Consider the following 16,763-nt stretch of genomic DNA (forward strand, 5'->3'; position numbering starts at 1 on the left):
CCGCGTACTGGATGTACTCGGGTGGTGCGACAACGCGGCGAGGTGCCGTGCCGGGCGTCGCGAGCCGGTGAACCTTTCCGGTCGCAGCACTAGCCAGGGGGGCGGTCAGATCAGCCCGTGCTCGCTCAGGTAGTCCATCTGGGCCCGGACCGACAGTTCGGCGGCCGGCCACAGGGAGCGGTCCACGTCGGCGTAGACGTGGGCCACGACCTGGCCGGGGGTGCCGTAGCCGTCCTCGACGGCCGTCTCCACCTGGGCGAGGCGGTGGGCACGGTGGGCGAGGTAGAACTCCACGGCGCCCTGGGCGTCCTCCAGGACCGGCCCGTGGCCCGGGAGCACCGTGTGGACACCGTCGTCGACCGTCAGGGACCTCAGGCGCCGCAGCGAGTCCAGATAGTCGCCCAGACGGCCGTCGGGATGCGCCACGACCGTCGTACCGCGTCCGAGGACGGTGTCGCCGGTCAGGACCGCCTGGTCCGCCGGGAGGTGGAAGCACAGGGAGTCCGCGGTGTGGCCGGGGGTCGGCACGACCCTAATCTCCAGGCCGCCGAGCGTGATCACGTCCCCGGCGGCCAGCCCTTCGTCGCCGAGCCGCAGCGCGGGGTCGAGCGCCCGCACCTTGGCACCGGTCAGCTCGGCGAACCGGGCCGCGCCCTCGGCGTGGTCGGGATGGCCGTGGGTGAGCAGGGTGAGGGCGACACGCTTGCCAGCCTCCTCGGCGGTGTCGCGGACCGCGCTCAGGTGGCCGTCGTCCAGGGGACCCGGGTCGACGACGACGGCCAGGTCGGAGCCGGGCTCGGAGACGATCCAGGTGTTGGTGCCGTCCAGGGTCATCGCGGACGCGTTGGGCGCCAGCACGTTGACGGCCCGCACGGTGGCCGGCCCCGAGAGGACACCGCCCCGGGGCTGTCCGGGCAGGGCTGCCGCGTCGGTCATGCCGGGCCTCCTCCGGGCGTCGGGACTGTCGGGACGTGCTTGGTGAACTCGTCGTGACCGGGCCAGGACAGGACGATCTCGCCGTCCGCCAGGCGGGCCCGTGCCAGGACCGGGGTCAGGTCGCGCGCGGGCGCGGCGGCGAGCGCCTCCGCGGAACTGCCGTACGGGGACAGCTCACGCAGGGTGGCGATGGTCGGCGGCATCATCAGCAGCTCGCCCTTGTCGTACCGGGCGGCCGCGTCCCCCGGCCGGATCCACACCGTGCGGTCGGCCTCCGTGGAGGCGTTCCGGGTGCGCTGGCCCTCGGGCAGGGCGGCCACGAAGAACCACGTGTCGTAGCGGCGTGCCTCGAACTCGGGGGTGATCCAGCGGGCCCAGGCGCCCAGCAGGTCGGAGCGCAGCACCAGGCCCCGGCGGTCGAGGAGCTCCGCGAAGGACAGCTCCCGCGCGACCAGGGCGGCGCGGTCCGCCTCCCAGTCGGCGCCGGTGGTGTCGCCGACGACCGTGCCGGGGGTGGGACCGGCGAGCAGGACGCCCGCCTCCTCGAAGGTCTCCCGGACGGCCGCGCAGACGATCGCCTGGGCACCCGCCTCCTCGACGCCGAGCCGGTCGGCCCACCACGCGCGCGTGGGGCCCGCCCAGCGGACGTCACGGTCGTCGTCCCGCGGGTCGACGCCGCCGCCCGGATACGCGTACGCGCCTCCGGCGAAGGCCATGGAGGCGCGTCTGCGCAGCATGTGGACGGTCGGGCCGGTGCCGGCGTTCTTCAGGAGCATCACCGTGGCGGCACGCCGGGGATGCACCGGCGTGAGGGTGCCGGCCGCGAGCGCGCGGATGCGTTCCGGCCACTCCGGTGGGTACCACTGCCCATTCGCCATGGCCGGAGGCTATCCCGTGGTGCGCGAATGTTCGAGGGCCGCCCGGGACCAGGTCGTATTCCGGAGCGTTACGGGGCGAGCTCCACCTGGACCTCGACCTCCACGGGCGCGTCCAGCGGCAGCACCGCCACGCCCACCGCGCTGCGCGCGTGCACGCCCTTGTCTCCGAGGACCTCGCCGAGCAGTTCGCTGGCGCCGTTGACGACACCCGGCTGGCCGGTGAAGTCGGCGGCCGAGGCGACGAACCCCACGACCTTCACCACGCGCGCGATGCGGTCCAGGTCGCCGGCGACGGACTTCACGGCGGCCAGGGCGTTCAGCGCGCAGGTGCGGGCCAGCTCCTTGGCCTCGTCCGCCGTGACCTCGCCGCCCACCTTGCCGGTGACCGGCAGCTTGCCCTCCACCATCGGCAGCTGGCCGGAGGTGTAGACGTAGGGACCGGACTGCACGGCGGGCTGGTAGGCGGCCAGTGGCGGCACGACCTCCGGAAGGGTCAGCCCGAGCTCGGCGAGCCGCTCCTCGACGGCCCCCACTACTGCTTCTCCCGCTTCAGGTAGGCCACGAGCTGTTCGGGGTTGTTCGGCCCGGGCACGACCTGGACGAGCTCCCAGCCGTCCTCGCCCCAGGTGTCCAGAATCTGCTTCGTGGCATGGACGAGCAGCGGCACGGTTGCGTATTCCCACTTGGTCATGTGGCCGACTGTAGCCCCTGTTATCCACAGCCTCCCGCGTAGCCCGCGGGCTGACTGGTTAGGCTCGAATACGTGAGCAGGCTCCAGGTCGTCAGCGGCAAGGGCGGGACCGGAAAGACGACGGTCGCCGCCGCACTCGCGCTGGCCCTGGCCACGGAGGGGAAGCGGACGCTTCTCGTCGAGGTCGAGGGTCGGCAGGGCATCGCACAGCTCTTCGAGACAGAGGCGCTGCCCTACGAGGAACGGAAGATCGCGGTGGCTCCCGGGGGCGGGGAGGTGTACGCGCTCGCCATAGACCCCGAACTGGCCCTTCTGGACTATCTCCAGATGTTCTACAAGCTGGGTGGCGCGGGCAGGGCCCTGAAGAAGCTCGGTGCCATCGACTTCGCCACCACCATCGCGCCGGGCGTGCGGGACGTCCTGCTCACCGGCAAGGCGTGCGAGGCGGTGCGGCGCAAGGACCGCAGCGGTCGGTTCGCGTACGACTACGTGGTCATGGACGCGCCGCCGACCGGTCGCATCACCCGCTTCCTCAACGTCAACGACGAGGTCGCCGGGCTCGCCAAGATCGGCCCGATACACAATCAGGCGCAGGCCGTGATGCGGGTGCTGAAGTCGCCCGAGACGGCCGTTCACCTGGTGACGCTGCTCGAGGAGATGCCGGTCCAGGAGACCGCGGACGGGATCTCCGAGCTGCGGGCGGCGCGGCTGCCGGTGGGCCGGGTCGTGGTGAACATGGTCCGGCCGGAGGTGTTGGACGAGGCCGATCTGGAACTCGTGCGGACCGTGGAGCACACCGCCGTGGCCCGGTCGCTGTCCGCCGCCGGGCTGGGCGGGGCGCGCCGGGGCGGAAGTGCCGAACGGCTGGTGGATCCGCTGCTGGAGCAGGCCGCGGAGTACGCCGAACGGTATGCGCTGGAGCAGGATCAGCGTGCGGTCCTCGGCGAGCTGGGCCTGCCGCTGCACGAGCTGCCGCTGCTCGCCGAGGGCATGGACCTGGCCGGTTTGTACGAACTCGCCCACGAACTGCGGAATCAGGGGATGTCATGAGTCCGGACCCGACCCAGGCGCAGGACGCCGCACGCCACCGCCTCTCCCCCGCGCGCGTGCTCGACGTCGATCCGCTGCTCGACGACCCGAAGACCCGGATCGTGGTGTGCTGCGGCTCGGGCGGGGTCGGCAAGACCACCACCGCGGCGGCGCTCGGGCTCAGGGCCGCCGAGCGGGGCCGCAAGGTGGTCGTTCTCACCATCGACCCGGCACGCAGGCTGGCCCAGTCCATGGGCATCGACTCGCTGGACAACGTGCCGCGCCGGGTGAAGGGCACCGAGGGCGACGGCGAACTGCACGCCATGATGCTCGACATGAAGCGCACGTTCGACGAGGTCGTCGAGGCGCACGCCGATCCGCAGCGGGCGGCCGCGATCCTGTCCAACCCGTTCTACCAGTCGCTCTCGGCGGGCTTCGCGGGCACGCAGGAGTACATGGCGATGGAGAAGCTGGGGCAGCTGCGGGCGAAGGACGAGTGGGACCTCATCATCGTCGACACTCCGCCGTCGCGTTCCGCGCTGGACTTCCTGGACGCGCCCAAACGGCTCGGCTCCTTCCTGGACGGCCGGCTGATCCGGCTGCTGACGGCCCCCGCGAAGCTGGGCGGGCGCGCGGGCATGGCCTTCCTCAACGTCGGCATGTCGATGATGACCGGCACGCTGGGCAAGCTGCTGGGCGGTCAGCTGCTGAAGGACGTCCAGACGTTCGTGGCCGCGATGGACACCACCTTCGGCGGCTTCCGTACGCGCGCGGACGCCACGTACAAGCTGCTGCAGGCGCCCGGTACGGCGTTCCTGGTGGTGGCGGCCCCGGAGCGGGACGCGCTGCGCGAGGCCGCGTACTTCGTCGAGCGGCTGGCCGCGGAGGACATGCCGCTGGTAGGGCTGGTGCTCAACCGGGTCCACGGCAGCGGTGCCGACCGGCTGTCGGCCGAGCGTGCGCTCGCCGCCGCGGAAAATCTTGAAGAGCCCCGCATTGTGGATCAGGGGGACGGGAAAGCTGGACTTCGTAACTCTCCCGACACGCACGGCAGTTCAGAACCCCCTGCCGCGCAGGACGCTGCGGGGACGCAGCAGCCCGCGGCGGAATCCCCCGCGGCGGACCCGTCCGTCGACCGGCTCGCCGAGGGCCTGCTGAGGCTGCACGCCGAGCGCATGCAGCTGCTCTCCCGCGAGCAGCGCACGCGTGACCGCTTCACCGCGCTCCACCCCGAGGTGGCGGTGGTGGAAGTGGCCGCGCTGCCCGGCGACGTGCACGACCTGACGGGACTGCGGAACATCGGCGACCGGCTGGCGGCCGGCCGGCCGGAGCTTTCCCAGGACAGGCCCTAGACCTCTGGCGGTCAGCTCACGGCCGCGTAGTTCTCGTACACCTCGTCGTTGTCGAGGGGCACGATTCCGCTTCCCCTCTCGTACTCCGAGCGCGCGGTCTCCAGGAGCCTGCGCCAGGAGGTCACGGTGGGCCGCCTGCGCAGCAGTGCGCGGCGCTCACGCTCCGTCATGCCTCCCCACACGCCGAACTCGACGCGGTTGTCCAGCGCGTCGGCCAGGCATTCGGTGCGTACCGGGCATCCGGTGCACACCGCCTTGGCCCTGTTCTGCGCTGCTCCCTGGACGAACAGTTCGTCCGGATCGGTAGTGCGGCAGGCAGCCTGCGCACTCCAGTCGATTACCCAGCCCATACCGGCGCCGTCCTCTCCCGAATCGAGGCTCCCCCACGGCGGCAGCGGCATATTCACCGCAGCCAGTTGAGGACGTTACGGAAGGTGGGCACAGCGCAACACCCCCTTCGGGCCCAATCTTGAATGGCCCGAACGGACTATGGGTAAGCGGCAGATCACCCGCGGGAGTGAGCTGGCGACATACGTGATCATTCCGGCAAACCGGTACAGCTATGGTGCGCCACAACGGGCGCCGGATGACACATGAGGCGGATTCGGACACGCCGCCCGCGAAAAAGTTGGGCTACATCCAGAACGATTCGGGGTCGCCGGACGTATTGATACGTGGCCTCGCCGCTGTGACAGTTGAGAGCAGCTTAGGCCAAGGCTGTCGCGCGTGTCCGGCGAATGAGAAGGTAGGCGCCTCTCTTTGCGGTGCCGCCGTCCGCCGTGCCATCGCCCGTCCGCCGTGCCGCCGTGTGTCCGCCGTGCCGCCCGTCTCCTCACGGCGCCGACTGCCCTGCCGCCGGCCCGGCGAGGTCACGATCCGGCACTGGAACATCCCGAGAAGCAGCCGCTCCGTCGGAACCCACGACGACGGATTAGGCTGCCCTCATGCCAAAGAAGCGCTCGGGCGGTGGCCTGACGGCCACCCAGCAGGCCGCCAAGTTCCTCGGTGTCAGTGTGCTCGCGGGAGCGGTGGCGGCAGGCATCGCGCTGCCCGCGGCCGGCGCGCTCGGACTAGCGGCCAAGGGCACGGTCCAGGGCTTCGACGAGATCCCGGCCAACCTCAAGAGCCCGCAGCTCAGCCAGCGCACCGCCATCCTGGACAGCTCGGGCCACAAGATCGCCTCGGTGTACTCCCGGGACCGCACGGTGGTGGACCTCAAGGACATGTCGCCGTACATGCAGAAGGCGATCGTCGCCATCGAGGACTCCCGCTTCTACCAGCACGGCGCGGTCGACCTGAAGGGCATCCTGCGCGCCCTGAACAAGAACGCGCAGGAAGGCGGGGTCGCCCAGGGCGCCTCCACGCTCACCCAGCAGCTCGTGAAGAACTACTTCATCGAGGAGGCGGGCGACGACCCGACGAAGGTCGCGCAGGCCACCCAGCAGACGCTGGGCCGCAAGATCCGCGAGCTGAAGTTCGCCATCCAGCTCGAGGACAAGCTCGGCAAGAAGAAGATCCTCGAGAACTACCTGAACATCACCTTCTTCGGCGAGCAGGCCTACGGTGTCGAGGCGGCCGCGCAGCGCTACTTCTCCAAGCACGCCAAGGACCTGAACCTGCAGGAGTCGGCGCTCCTGGCCGGCATCGTGCAGTCCCCGAGCCGGTACGACCCCGTCAACGACGAGGCCGAGGCCACCAAGCGGCGCAACGTGGTGCTCACCCGCATGGCCCAGGTCGGCGACATCTCCGTGGCCGAGGCCGACAAGGCCAAGAAGGCCCCGCTCGGCCTGCACGTCAGCCGGCCGAAGAACGGCTGCATCACCTCCACCAAGGGGGCCGCCTTCTTCTGCAAGTACGTCGAGAACGTCTTCCTCACCGACCCGACCTTCGGCAAGACCCGCGAGGCGCGCGCCAAGCTCTGGAACAAGGGCGGCCTGACGATCCGGACGACCCTGGACCCGCAGGCCCAGGAGTCGGTGCAGGCCTCCCTCAAGGACCACGTCTACAAGTCCGACCGGGTCGCCGCGGCCGCCACCCTGGTGGAGCCGGGCACCGGCAAGATCCTGGCGATGGGCCAGTCGAAGCCGTACGGCTACAGCAACAACGAGACCGAGTACAACTACTCCGTCAACCGCGACATGGGCGGCTCGAACTTCGGCTTCCCGACCGGTTCGACCTTCAAGCCGTTCGTGGCCGCGGCCGCCATCGAGGGCGGCAAGCCCGCGACGCAGCAGTACTCGTCGCCGTACAAGATGCCGTACCCCAGCCCCGTCCAGACCTGCAGCAGCAAGCCGTGGGTCAACGACCACTCGTACACGGTGGAGAACGAGAGCAAGTCCGAGGTCGGCCCGTTCCGCATGAAGGAGGCGATGGCGAAGTCCGTCAACACCTACTTCGTGCAGCTCATCTCCGACATCGGCCTGTGCCCGGTGGAGAAGATGACCGACGCGCTGCACGTGGTGCAGGGCAACGGCGACAAGCTTCCCGAGAACCCCTCGATCGCCCTCGGCGCGATCGGGCTGTCCCCGCTGACGATGGCCAGCGCGTACGCCACCTTCGCCGACCGGGGCATGTACTGCACCCCGATCGCCATCGAGTCGATCAGCCAGAAGGTCGGTGACGAGCAGAAGTCGCTCGCGGTGCCGAAGTCGACGTGCTCGCGCGCGATGAGCGAGAGGACCGCCGACACGGTCAACACCCTGCTGCGCGGCGTGATCGACTCCGGCACGGGCAAGCAGGCCGGCCTCAGCGACCGCGAGAGCGCCGGCAAGACGGGTACGACGGACGAGCGGAAGAACGCCTGGTTCGTCGGCTACACGCCCAACCTGGCCGGCGCGGTCTGGGTCGGCAGCGCCAAGCAGAACGTGAAGATGGTCAACATCACCATCGGCGGCCGCTACAACGACCTTGTCTACGGCGGCCAGGTCCCCGGCCCCATCTGGAAGGACGCCATGGACGGCGCCCTGGCCGGCAAGGACGCCCCGGACTTCAACCTCGTCGACATCCCGGACCCGGACAAGGGAAGGGACGACGGGAAGGGCCACGGCGGGAACGGCCACGGCGGGAACGGCGGCGGCAACGGTGGCCTCATCGGCGGGCTCATCGGCGGAGCGAACGACGGCGGAACCACCGGCGACAACACCGGCTTCCCGACCCCCACCTTCTCCTTCCCCGAGAACTTCATCCAGGGACAGGGCAACGGCGGGAACGGGAACGGCACCGGAGGCCGGCGCGGCTGAACAGGGCGCGTCGGGCGGCAGGGGCCGCGCATCGGGGGGGTTTCCCGATGCGCGGCCCCTTCGCTGTGACGGCGTCAGCCGTCTCCCGCGGCGTCAGCCGTCTCCCGCGGGGTCAGCCCGCCAGCAGCTTCTTGACCGCGGCGGCGACCCGGCCGCCCTCGGCCTGACCGGCCACCTTCGGGTTCACGATCTTCATCACGGCGCCCATGGCCCGCGGCCCCTCGGCACCGGCGGCCCTGGCCTCCCCGACGGCCTGGGCCACGATCGCGTCCAGCTCCTCGTCGGACAGCTGCTTGGGCAGGTACGCGGCGAGCACCTCGCCCTCCGTCTTCTCCCGCTCGGCCTGCTCGGCACGGCCACCCTGGGCGAAGGCCTCGGCGGCCTCGCGCCGCTTCTTCGCCTCCCGGGTGATCACCTTCTGTACCTCGTCGTCGGAGAGCTCGCGCTTCTCCTTGCCCGCGACCTCCTCCTTGGTGATCGCGGCGAGCGTCAGCCGGAGCGTCGAGGAGCGGAGCTCGTCGCGCCCCTTGATCGCGGCGTTGAGGTCGTCCTGCAGCTTCGACTTGAGCGTGGTGGTCATGGCTCGATTGTCGCAGGTCCGTTGACGCGAACGCCCGCCGATTTACGGGGCGGCCGGTCTCGGTGCCTCGTCACGGTCTGACACGATGGAGGTATGCGCGCGCGATACTCAGTACCCCTGGGAGTAGTGGCGGCCGGCGCCGCCGGCCTGGTCTATGCGGCGGGCTTCGAGGTCCGCTCCTTCCGCCTCCGCCGGGTGACGGTGCCCGTCCTGCCCCCGGGGATGCGCCCGCTGCGCGTCCTCCAGGTCTCCGACATCCACATGGTCGGTGGCCAGCGCAAGAAGCAGCGCTGGCTGCGCTCCCTGGCGGGGCTGCGCCCCGACTTCGTGATCAACACGGGCGACAACCTCTCCGACCCCGAGGGCGTCCCGGAGGTACTGGACGCCCTGGGCCCCCTGATGGAGTTCCCCGGCGCGTACGTCTTCGGCTCCAACGACTACTACGGCCCCAAGCCCCGCAACCCCGCCCGCTACCTGCTGGAGAAGACCAGCGGCCGGCACGGCCTGAACGGCAACCCGCCCGTCGTGGGCGCCGTCCACAACCCCTGGGAAGACCTCCGCGACGGCTTCGACGCGGCAGGGTGGCTGAACCTGACCAACACCCGGGGCGAGCTGAAGATCGAGGGCGTCTCCGTGGAGCTCACGGGCCTGGACGACCCGCACATCAAGCGCGACCGCTACGCCCGCGTCGCCGGCGGCCCCTCCGCGTCGGCCGACTTCTCGATGGCCGTGGTGCACGCTCCGTACCTGCGCGCACTCGACCCGTTCACGGCCGACGGCTACCCCCTGATCCTGGCCGGCCACACCCACGGCGGCCAGCTGTGCATCCCCTTCTACGGCGCCCTCGTCACCAACTGCGACCTCGACACGGACCGTGTGAAGGGCCTCTCCACCCACACGGCGGACGGCCGCACGTCCTACCTGCACGTGTCGGCGGGATGCGGCACGAGCCGCTACACCCCGGTACGGTTCGCCTGCCCGCCGGAGGCCACCCTGCTGACGCTGGTGGCGAGGGACTAGGGGCAGCCCACCCGCCCCCGCCCACCGCCGCGAAACCCGATTTCGTCTCCAGCCCCCAGTGGGCTAAAGTAAACGTCGTCGCCGCCACAGCAGCGACATCGGGGTGTAGCGCAGCTTGGCAGCGCGCTTCGTTCGGGACGAAGAGGCCGTGGGTTCAAATCCCGCCACCCCGACAGTGCAGTACCAGGTCAGGGGCCTGATCCGCTTGGCGGGTCGGGCCCCTGAGTGGTTTCCGGGGCCGTTCAACGGCACAACCGCCCCGACGGGCGACAACCTTCGCCTACCCGGTGACCACCAACTCCGCGTACATGCCGGCCGCGTAGTGGCCCGGGTAGTTGCACAGCAGCTCGTAGCGACCCGGCCGCAGCTTCAGGGTGGTCCAGCCCCGCGTACCGGAGGCGATGCCATGTCCGGTGCCCGCACCACAGGTGCGCGATGCCTCGCCGAGGCTGCCTGTCTCCGATACCCGGCCGTCGGAGCCGACGGCGCGCTCTCCGGCCGCCCGGCCCGCCGGCAGCGGCAGCACGATCACCTCGTGCGGGAGGGTTCCCGCATTGACCACCCGCACGGTCACCTTCCCTGCCGGAATCGTCGTCGGGTGGGCCGCCAGGCGCATCATGGGCATGCCGTACCGGCCGGGCCGGTCGTTGTCCGACGGTGGCCGGTTCGGGCCGTTCATCATGCGTCCCATGTCCCATACGGTCACGTCCACCGCACCGCCGGTGGCAGCCGGTGCGGTGCATCGTGAGCTCTGTGCCCGCCAGGAAACCGGTGCCGTCCGGTGGAAGGCGTCGGAGACGACCAGGAGGCCCGTCGAAGCGATGCCGAGCACCAGGGCCGCGGCCGCCACGGCGATCACCGTCCACACCTTCCGGTGGCGCTGCGGGATCACCGGTGCTCCCGGAGCAGCGTGAGCCGGCGTTTGTACTCGTCCTCGTCGACCTCCCCGCGTGCGAACCGCTCGGCGAGGAGGTTCTCGGCCCGTCGGTCCTGCCATCCGCCTTCGCCGGACGCCTGGGGCGGGCCGGGCTGCTGGTGGTGACGCGTACCGGTGAGGTAGCGCACCAGTGCGACCAGGCCGACGATGAGGACGGCCCAGAACAGCACCATGAAGACGGTCATGAGAAACCAGCCGCCCATGCCCCATCCGCCGTCGTACCACATCATGCCGATCACTTCCCTTGGCCGGTTCCCCTCTCCTACCAGGATGGATCGCTGATGCTTCGGACGCGCGGGGCCGGACTTCCCCGCCGCAGGGCCGAAGGACCCAACGCGCTGTGGCTGCGCCGGGGGCCCGCGGTTCACCAAGGGTGAGACGGTGTCCGGTCGCGCCCGAGGAGTCTCCGGATCAGCAGGACCACGCCTACGGCGATCAGGGCGGCCCCCACGAGGATCAGAATCGCCCCGAGGGTGATCAGAAACGCTCCGACAAGGATCAGCAGTGCTCCGACGAGGACCAGGAGCGTCCCGATGATGAGGAGAAAGATGGCGAGGACGGTCACGGTCGGCCTCCTGTCCTCCCTCCCACTCCGGTTTCTACCCCACTCCCCCGCAGCCACTCTGCTCCTTCCGTGGCGCACGGCACCGCGGCCCCGTGCGCCGGACGGCACGGCGGTCGCGCGGCTACGGCGCGCGGCGGGGCCGGACCCGCTGGAGAGGTGCCCGTGCCGCCGGGTCCGTCCGGCACGGTCCTGGCTAATCTGCAACCGTGACTACCGAGTTGGCGCTGCTGTCCCGAGTCGCCTGCCGTGGGAAGGAGATCACCGCGCCCCGGCTGCGCGGGCTGCTGGCGTTGCTCGCGGCGGATCTGCGCACCGGGTGCAGCACGGGCCGGCTGGTGGAGGGCCTGTGGGCGGAGGAGCTGCCCGAGCGGCCCGGCAAGGCGGTGCAGATCCTCGTGTCGCGGCTCAGGGCGCAGCTGGGTGCCGACCTCGTCGTGAGCACGTCCACGGGGTACCGGCTGGCGCTGGACGAGACACAGGTCGACAGTTCCGCGCTGCTGCTGCACGAGGCCGCGAGTGCCGAACGCACCAGGGCGGGGGATCACGAGGGCGCCCTGGCGCGGGCCGAGGCGGGCCTGGCCCTGTGGGACGGGACCGTGGGCGCGGGGGCGGGCGAGGACCTGCACGATCCCGTGGTGTCCCTCCGTGCCGACCGGGCGCGGGCCTTCCGTTCGCTGGTCCGGTCCCGGACGCTCGCCCTCGCCCGGCTGGGGCGGCGTGCGGAGGCGGCCGGGCCGCTGACCGAGCTGGCCGCGGAGCTGCCGCGGGACGAGGAGGTGCTGGCGGAGCTGCTGCGCTGCGAGGCCGCCACGGCGGGCCGGGCCGCCGCGCTGACCCGGTACGACACCTACCGGCGCGGGCTGCGCGACACGCTCGGCACCGACCCGGGTCCCGAACTGAGGTCGCTGTACCAGGAGTTGCTGAGCGCGGACGCGCCCCGGGCCCGGCACGGCGTGCCGCACGAGCCGAACCCCCTGCTGGGGCGGGACGCGGACGTCGCCGCCGTGGCCGGGATGCTGCGTGCGGCCCGGGTGGTCACCGTCATGGGACCGGGCGGACTGGGCAAGACCCGTCTCTGTCACGCGGTGAGCCGGGCGGCCGAGCAGCCCGTGGTGCACTTCGTACCGCTGGCCGGTGTCACCGCCGACGACGACGTGGCCGGTGAGGTGGCCTCCGCGGTCGGCACGGGGGAAGGCCGGCAGTTCCCCGGCGGCGCGGACCCGGTGAGCGGGATCGTCGCCGCGCTGGGCACCGGTCCCGCGCTGCTGGTGCTGGACAACTGCGAGCAGGTCGTCGCCGGCGTGGCCGGTCTCGTACAGGCGCTGGTGTCGCGGTCGAAGGGGCTGCGGGTGCTGGCCACCAGCCGGGCTCCGCTGGGGCTGACCTCGGAGTCCGTGTACGCCCTGCCGGAGCTGTCCCTGGCGACGTCCGTCGAGCTGTTCGAGCAGCGGGCGCGGGCGGCCCGGCCCGGTGTGGACCTCCCCGCCGGCACGGTGGCGGAGATCTGCCGCCATCTGGACGGGCTGCCGCTCGCCGTGGAGCTGGCCGCGGCCCGGGTGCGGGTGCTGTCCGTCGCCGACATCTCGCGCCGGCTCCGGGACCGCTTCGCCCTGCTGCGCGGCGGCGCCCGCGACGCACCCGAACGGCACCGCACGCTGCGGGCCGTGGTCGAGTGGAGCTGGAACCTGCTGGAAGCCGACGGCAGGGCGGCGCTGCGCGCGCTGTCGGTGTTCCCCGGAGGTTTCACGGAGGAAGCCGCGGAATACCTCCTCGGCGGGACCGGGGACGCGCTGCCCCTGCTGGAGCAGCTGGCCGATCAGTCGCTGCTCAAGGTGGGCGACGCCCCGTCCGGGACGCGTTTCCACATGCTGGAGACGCTGCGGGAGTTCGGCGCGGCCCAGCGTGCCGAGGCCGGTGAGGAGGAGATGGTCACCGACCGGTTCCTCGCCTGGGCGCGGGACTTCGGCCGCGCCCACCACGACGTGCTGTTCGGCCGCGACGCGGTGGCCTCGTTCGCCCGTATCCGTACCGAGCAGGACAACCTCGTCCTGGCGCTGCGGCACGCCCTGGCCCGCGCCGACGGGTCGGCCGTCGCCGCCGTCACCGCCGCACTGGCCTCCTTGTGGTCCGCCGGCACCAACTACCCACGGCTCGCCACCCTCGCCGCCGAGACCGGGGGGCCGCTGTCCCGTTTCCGTCCCGGACCGGAGGACGTCGAGGCGGCGCGGAGCGCGGCGGTGGTGTGCACGGCCGGTTTGTTCATGGGCCACGGCCCGCACGCCGTACGCCAGCTCGTCACCCTGCGCCGCCTGCCGTCCGCCCCTGCGGACACCGTGCTGCGGGCGCTGGCCGTCGTGCTGTGCGCCGTCCCGGACATGCACCCGCCGGGGTACGCACGGCTGCGGGAACTCTGCGACGCCGACGAGCCCATGCTGGCGGGCATCGCGTCGGGCGTCGCCAGTTACGTGTGGGAGTCCGAGCACGACGCGGAACGCGCGCTCGAGTGCGCGCGCCGGATGCTCGCCGCGCTGGCGCCGCTCGGCAATCCGCCCATGCTGCTGCTCAGCCACGGCCGGATCGGCGAGTTGTGCCTCCAGTCCGAGCGGGGCACGGAGGCGTACGACCATCTGCGGGCGGCGGAGGCGCTCGGCGAGTTCGGCGACTGGTCGGACGCGATCGGTGTCCGCGCCGGGCTGGCGGTCGCCTGTCTGCAGCGCGGGGAGGTCGACGAGGCCGAGTACTGGCTGGGACTCGCGGCCCTGGACCAGCAGCCGGAGGCCGCCCAGATCTACGCCCAGACCCTGCCGGCCCGGGCGGAGATCGCGCTGGCCCGGGGGCTGACCGAGGTCGGGCTCGGCCTGTGGCGCCAGGCGGTGGAGCGGATACGGGAGGGCAGTCTGCTGCAGGCCGGTGATCCGTTCCTGGATCTGTGGCTGCTGCAGATGCGGGCGGCCACGCTGGCGGCGCACGCGCAGCACGGCCGGCTGGAACCGGTGGCCCAGCTGCCCGGGGAACTGCGGGAACAACTCATCGCGATGCTGTCCGGTCCCGCCGCCGACAGGTCGCCGGTGGAACTGCAGGTGTACGGCACGGTCCTGCTGGCGCTCGGCTTCGCCGGTCTGGTCCGTGGCGAGCCGGCGGCCGTACGGCTGATGGCGCTGGCGGAGCGGATGCCGGTGATGCGGGACTTCCCCACGCTGTCCTCGGGCCGGTCCCGGCAGGCGGCCGAGCACGCCGACCGGGCGGCGTACGCCGAGGCGAGGTCGGCGTACGCCGCCCTGGGACGGGCGGAGCTGCGGGCGGTGGCCCTGCGGGAGCTCAACTCCGCGGTTCGCGGTTGAACCGGGCCTTGGACCACAGGTATCCCAGCACGGTCAGGCCCACGCACCAGCCGACCGCGAGCACCGCGTTCTTCGTGCCGATGGCGTCGCCCAGCAGAAGTCCGCGCAGGGTCTCGATGGCGGGTGAGAAGGGCTGGTACTCGGCGAACCAGCGGAACCAGCCCGGCATGGCGTCCACCGGCACGAAGGCGCTGCCCAGGAGCGGCAGGATCATCAAGGGCTGGGCGAGGTTGCTGGCCCCCTCTGCGTTGGGGGACGCCAGGCCCATGCCGACCGCGAGCCAGATCAGCGCCACGCTGACCAGCGTCAGCAGGCCCGCTGCCGCGAGCCACTCGAGCGGCGTCGCGTCGGGCCGGAAGCCGATGGCCACACCGACGCCCAGCACCACGGCCAGGGCCATCAGCGACTGGATCACGCTCCCGACCACATGGCCGATCAGCACGGAGGTGCGGGAAATGGCCATGGTGCGGAACCGGGCGATGATGCCCTCGGTCATGTCCATGGCCACGGATACGGCGGTGCCGATCGCGATCCCGCCGATGGTCATCAGCAGGATGCCGGGGACGACGTAGGCGACGTACTCGGAGCGGTCCGGGGTGCCGCCGTTGATGCCGGCGCTCATCACGTTGCCGAACACGTAGACGAAGAGCAGCAGCAGGATGACCGGGGTGAGCAGGAGGTTCAGGGTGAGGGAGGGGTAGCGGCGGGCGTGCAGGAGGTTGCGCCGCAGCATGGTGAGGTTGTCGCGGAAGGCGTGGGTGGCGGCGCTCATCGGACGGTCTCCTTGGCGGTGTCGGTGTCGGCCTGGGCGGGTTCGGGGTTGCCGGTCAGGGCGAAGAACACGTCGTCCAGGTCCGGGGTGTGCACGGACAGCTCGTCGGCCTCGATGCCGGCGGCGTCCAGCCAGTCGAGGATGGCGCGCAGCTCGCGCTGGCTGCCGCCGCTGGGGATCTGCAGGGCGAGCGCTTCGTCGTCCCTGGTGGCTTCGCGCAGAGCGGTGGCCGCCCGCTCGTATGCCACCGGGTCGGAGAACCGCAGCCTCACGTGGCCGCCGGGCACGAGCCGCTTGAGCTCCTCGGCACTGCCCTGGGCGACGAGCCTGCCGCCGTTGAGCACGGCGATGCGGTCGGCGAGCTCGTCGGCCTCCTCCAGGTACTGGGTGGTGAGGAAGACGGTGGTACCGCCGGAGACCAGTTCGCGGATGATCTGCCACATGGTGTGGCGGGAGCGCGGGTCGAGGCCGGTGGTCGGCTCGTCGAGGAAGATGATCCGCGGGCTGCCGACCAGGGTCATGGCGATGTCGAGACGGCGCTTCATACCGCCCGAGTAGGTGGAGGCCGGCTTCTTCGCTGCCTCGACGAGGTCGAAGCGCTCCAGCAGTTCGGCGGTGACCTGCCGCCCCTCGCGCTTGGAGAGGTGGTTCAGGTCCGCCATGAGGAGCATGTTCTCCTCCCCCGTGATCAGCCCGTCCACGGCGGAGAACTGCCCGGTGACCCCGATGGCGGCCCGTACCGCCTGCGCCTCGGCGACGACATCGTGCCCGGCGATCCGTGCCTGCCCGCCGTCGGCGGAGATCAGGGTGGACAGGATGTTGACCATCGTGGTCTTGCCCGCGCCGTTCGGCCCGAGCAGCGAGAAGATCGTGCCCGCGGGCACCTGGATGTCGATGCCGTCGAGGACGGTCTTGTCCCCGTAGGACTTGCACAACCCGGTGGCTGTGACAGCGAGTTCGTGGTCCGTCGTCGTCATGCCGCAGAGCTTGCGGCCGAGGCGGTTCAGGGCGGCTTCAACGCGGTTTCAGCCGCCTGGCGTGGCCTTCGGCGGGCTGAAACCCCGGCTCGCCGACCGGTGCTGGTGTACCCCGAAGGGGGGCGGATCCGGTCCCCTTGCGGCTCGGCCGACCAGCCCGCCCCGCGGGTCGTCCTCGAGGCGGCGCCCAGGCGTCCGGTCGTCACCGGAGACGTCGTCCCGGACGACGGACAGGCCGTCCCGGACGACGGGCAGGCCGTCCCGGACGACGAGTGGATCACTTCGGTCCGGACCCGACCCGGGCCCCCGTCCCGAAGGGCGGGCTCAAGACCCGGGCCCCGGAGATCCGGCCCGTGCCGGAGGGCAAACCAGCGGCCCGCGCCGTGCGACTCGACCGCATCGGGCGCGCCCGCCACCGGCCGGCCCGGACCCGGGACCCGGAGATC

16 protein-coding genes and 1 tRNA gene are annotated in these 16,763 nt (G+C 71.6%); 6 read left to right on the forward strand and 11 right to left on the reverse strand.

Features of this window, described 5'->3' with window-relative positions:
- Positions 1-105 precede the first annotated feature (105 nt).
- The 4 genes from ACWC21_RS39145 to ACWC21_RS39160 all read right to left on the reverse strand — a co-directional run bounded on the left by ACWC21_RS39145 (position 106) and on the right by ACWC21_RS39160 (position 2,505).
- Complete coding sequence (locus tag ACWC21_RS39145; RefSeq protein ID WP_450889276.1) at positions 106-936, reverse strand: MBL fold metallo-hydrolase; 831 nt, start codon at positions 934-936, stop codon at positions 106-108.
- A complete protein-coding gene (locus ACWC21_RS39150) occupies positions 933-1,814 on the reverse strand; it encodes an NUDIX hydrolase (RefSeq protein ID WP_450889278.1) in 882 nt (293 codons plus the stop codon). The genes ACWC21_RS39145 and ACWC21_RS39150 overlap by 4 nt, the downstream gene beginning before the upstream one ends.
- Positions 1,815-1,882: 68 nt before the next feature.
- Complete coding sequence (locus tag ACWC21_RS39155; RefSeq protein ID WP_450889280.1) at positions 1,883-2,347, reverse strand: RidA family protein; 465 nt, start codon at positions 2,345-2,347, stop codon at positions 1,883-1,885.
- Positions 2,347-2,505 (reverse strand): DUF4177 domain-containing protein, encoded by a 159-nt coding sequence (locus tag ACWC21_RS39160; RefSeq protein WP_003991873.1) that lies wholly within the window; start codon positions 2,503-2,505, stop codon positions 2,347-2,349. Before ACWC21_RS39160 ends, ACWC21_RS39155 begins: the two co-directional genes overlap by 1 nt.
- Positions 2,506-2,577: 72 nt before the next feature.
- Between ACWC21_RS39160 and ACWC21_RS39165 the strand changes: the two genes are divergently transcribed.
- Both ACWC21_RS39165 and ACWC21_RS39170 read left to right on the forward strand, forming a co-directional pair.
- Positions 2,578-3,555, forward strand: a complete 978-nt coding sequence (locus ACWC21_RS39165) for an ArsA family ATPase (protein WP_450889282.1) — start codon at positions 2,578-2,580, stop codon at positions 3,553-3,555.
- Complete coding sequence (locus ACWC21_RS39170) at positions 3,552-4,886, forward strand: ArsA family ATPase (protein ID WP_450889284.1); 1,335 nt, start codon at positions 3,552-3,554, stop codon at positions 4,884-4,886. The genes ACWC21_RS39165 and ACWC21_RS39170 overlap by 4 nt, the downstream gene beginning before the upstream one ends.
- 11 nt (positions 4,887-4,897) lie before the next feature.
- Here the strand turns inward: ACWC21_RS39170 and wblA are convergent, their stop codons facing one another.
- The gene (gene wblA / locus ACWC21_RS39175) at positions 4,898-5,236 is read right to left on the reverse strand and encodes a transcriptional regulator WblA (RefSeq protein ID WP_450889286.1); all 339 of its coding nucleotides are present in this window, start codon (positions 5,234-5,236) and stop codon (positions 4,898-4,900) included.
- Positions 5,237-5,830: 594 nt separating this feature from the next.
- On the opposite strand from wblA, the gene ACWC21_RS39180 reads away from it, so the two are divergent.
- Entirely contained in the window at positions 5,831-8,125 is a 2,295-nt protein-coding gene (locus ACWC21_RS39180; RefSeq protein ID WP_450889288.1) for a transglycosylase domain-containing protein, read from the forward strand.
- Between the two features lie 112 nt (positions 8,126-8,237).
- On the opposite strand, the gene ACWC21_RS39185 is transcribed toward ACWC21_RS39180, so the two are convergent.
- On the reverse strand, positions 8,238-8,705 hold the full coding sequence (locus ACWC21_RS39185; protein WP_450889290.1) for a GatB/YqeY domain-containing protein: 468 nt from the start codon (positions 8,703-8,705) through the stop codon (positions 8,238-8,240).
- Positions 8,706-8,798: 93 nt separating this feature from the next.
- Between ACWC21_RS39185 and ACWC21_RS39190 the strand changes: the two genes are divergently transcribed.
- Together ACWC21_RS39190 and ACWC21_RS39195 are read left to right on the forward strand one after the other, a co-directional pair.
- On the forward strand, positions 8,799-9,725 hold the full coding sequence (locus ACWC21_RS39190) for a metallophosphoesterase (protein WP_450889292.1): 927 nt from the start codon (positions 8,799-8,801) through the stop codon (positions 9,723-9,725).
- 99 nt (positions 9,726-9,824) lie between these two features.
- Positions 9,825-9,898 (forward strand) — tRNA-Pro (locus tag ACWC21_RS39195).
- A 107-nt stretch (positions 9,899-10,005) separates the two neighbouring features.
- On the opposite strand, the gene ACWC21_RS39200 is transcribed toward ACWC21_RS39195, so the two are convergent.
- The 3 genes from ACWC21_RS39200 to ACWC21_RS39210 all read right to left on the reverse strand — a co-directional run bounded on the left by ACWC21_RS39200 (position 10,006) and on the right by ACWC21_RS39210 (position 11,227).
- Complete coding sequence (locus tag ACWC21_RS39200) at positions 10,006-10,617, reverse strand: sulfocyanin-like copper-binding protein (RefSeq protein WP_450889294.1); 612 nt, start codon at positions 10,615-10,617, stop codon at positions 10,006-10,008.
- Positions 10,614-10,892 (reverse strand): SHOCT domain-containing protein, encoded by a 279-nt coding sequence (locus tag ACWC21_RS39205; protein ID WP_450889295.1) that lies wholly within the window; start codon positions 10,890-10,892, stop codon positions 10,614-10,616. Before ACWC21_RS39205 ends, ACWC21_RS39200 begins: the two co-directional genes overlap by 4 nt.
- A 134-nt stretch (positions 10,893-11,026) precedes the next feature.
- Positions 11,027-11,227 (reverse strand): hypothetical protein, encoded by a 201-nt coding sequence (locus ACWC21_RS39210; RefSeq protein ID WP_450889297.1) that lies wholly within the window; start codon positions 11,225-11,227, stop codon positions 11,027-11,029.
- Between the two features lie 206 nt (positions 11,228-11,433).
- On the opposite strand from ACWC21_RS39210, the gene ACWC21_RS39215 reads away from it, so the two are divergent.
- Positions 11,434-14,568, forward strand: coding sequence for an ATP-binding protein (locus tag ACWC21_RS39215; RefSeq protein ID WP_450889299.1), 3,135 nt, complete (start codon positions 11,434-11,436; stop codon positions 14,566-14,568).
- On the opposite strand, the gene ACWC21_RS39220 is transcribed toward ACWC21_RS39215, so the two are convergent.
- The gene (locus ACWC21_RS39220) at positions 14,546-15,340 is read right to left on the reverse strand and encodes an ABC transporter permease (protein ID WP_450889301.1); all 795 of its coding nucleotides are present in this window, start codon (positions 15,338-15,340) and stop codon (positions 14,546-14,548) included. The two genes, ACWC21_RS39215 and ACWC21_RS39220, sit on opposite strands and share 23 nt — an antisense overlap.
- Positions 15,337-16,317 (reverse strand): ATP-binding cassette domain-containing protein, encoded by a 981-nt coding sequence (locus ACWC21_RS39225; RefSeq protein ID WP_450889303.1) that lies wholly within the window; start codon positions 16,315-16,317, stop codon positions 15,337-15,339. Before ACWC21_RS39225 ends, ACWC21_RS39220 begins: the two co-directional genes overlap by 4 nt.
- Positions 16,318-16,763: the final 446 nt, after the last annotated feature.

It is taken from the genome of Streptomyces sp. NPDC001348 (assembly GCF_053597535.1).

Coding starts and splice junctions, on each gene's coding strand:
- ACWC21_RS39145 (WP_450889276.1), bottom strand. CDS start 936: ATGACCGACGCGGCAGCCCTGCCCGGACAGCCCCGGGGCGGTGTCCTC.
- ACWC21_RS39150 (WP_450889278.1), bottom strand. CDS start 1,814: ATGGCGAATGGGCAGTGGTACCCACCGGAGTGGCCGGAACGCATCCGC.
- ACWC21_RS39160 (WP_003991873.1), bottom strand. CDS start 2,505: ATGACCAAGTGGGAATACGCAACCGTGCCGCTGCTCGTCCATGCCACG.
- ACWC21_RS39170 (WP_450889284.1), top strand. CDS start 3,552: ATGAGTCCGGACCCGACCCAGGCGCAGGACGCCGCACGCCACCGCCTC.
- wblA (WP_450889286.1), bottom strand. CDS start 5,236: ATGGGCTGGGTAATCGACTGGAGTGCGCAGGCTGCCTGCCGCACTACC.
- ACWC21_RS39180 (WP_450889288.1), top strand. CDS start 5,831: ATGCCAAAGAAGCGCTCGGGCGGTGGCCTGACGGCCACCCAGCAGGCC.
- ACWC21_RS39185 (WP_450889290.1), bottom strand. CDS start 8,705: ATGACCACCACGCTCAAGTCGAAGCTGCAGGACGACCTCAACGCCGCG.
- ACWC21_RS39190 (WP_450889292.1), top strand. CDS start 8,799: ATGCGCGCGCGATACTCAGTACCCCTGGGAGTAGTGGCGGCCGGCGCC.
- ACWC21_RS39205 (WP_450889295.1), bottom strand. CDS start 10,892: ATGATGTGGTACGACGGCGGATGGGGCATGGGCGGCTGGTTTCTCATG.
- ACWC21_RS39220 (WP_450889301.1), bottom strand. CDS start 15,340: ATGAGCGCCGCCACCCACGCCTTCCGCGACAACCTCACCATGCTGCGG.
- ACWC21_RS39225 (WP_450889303.1), bottom strand. CDS start 16,317: ATGACGACGACGGACCACGAACTCGCTGTCACAGCCACCGGGTTGTGC.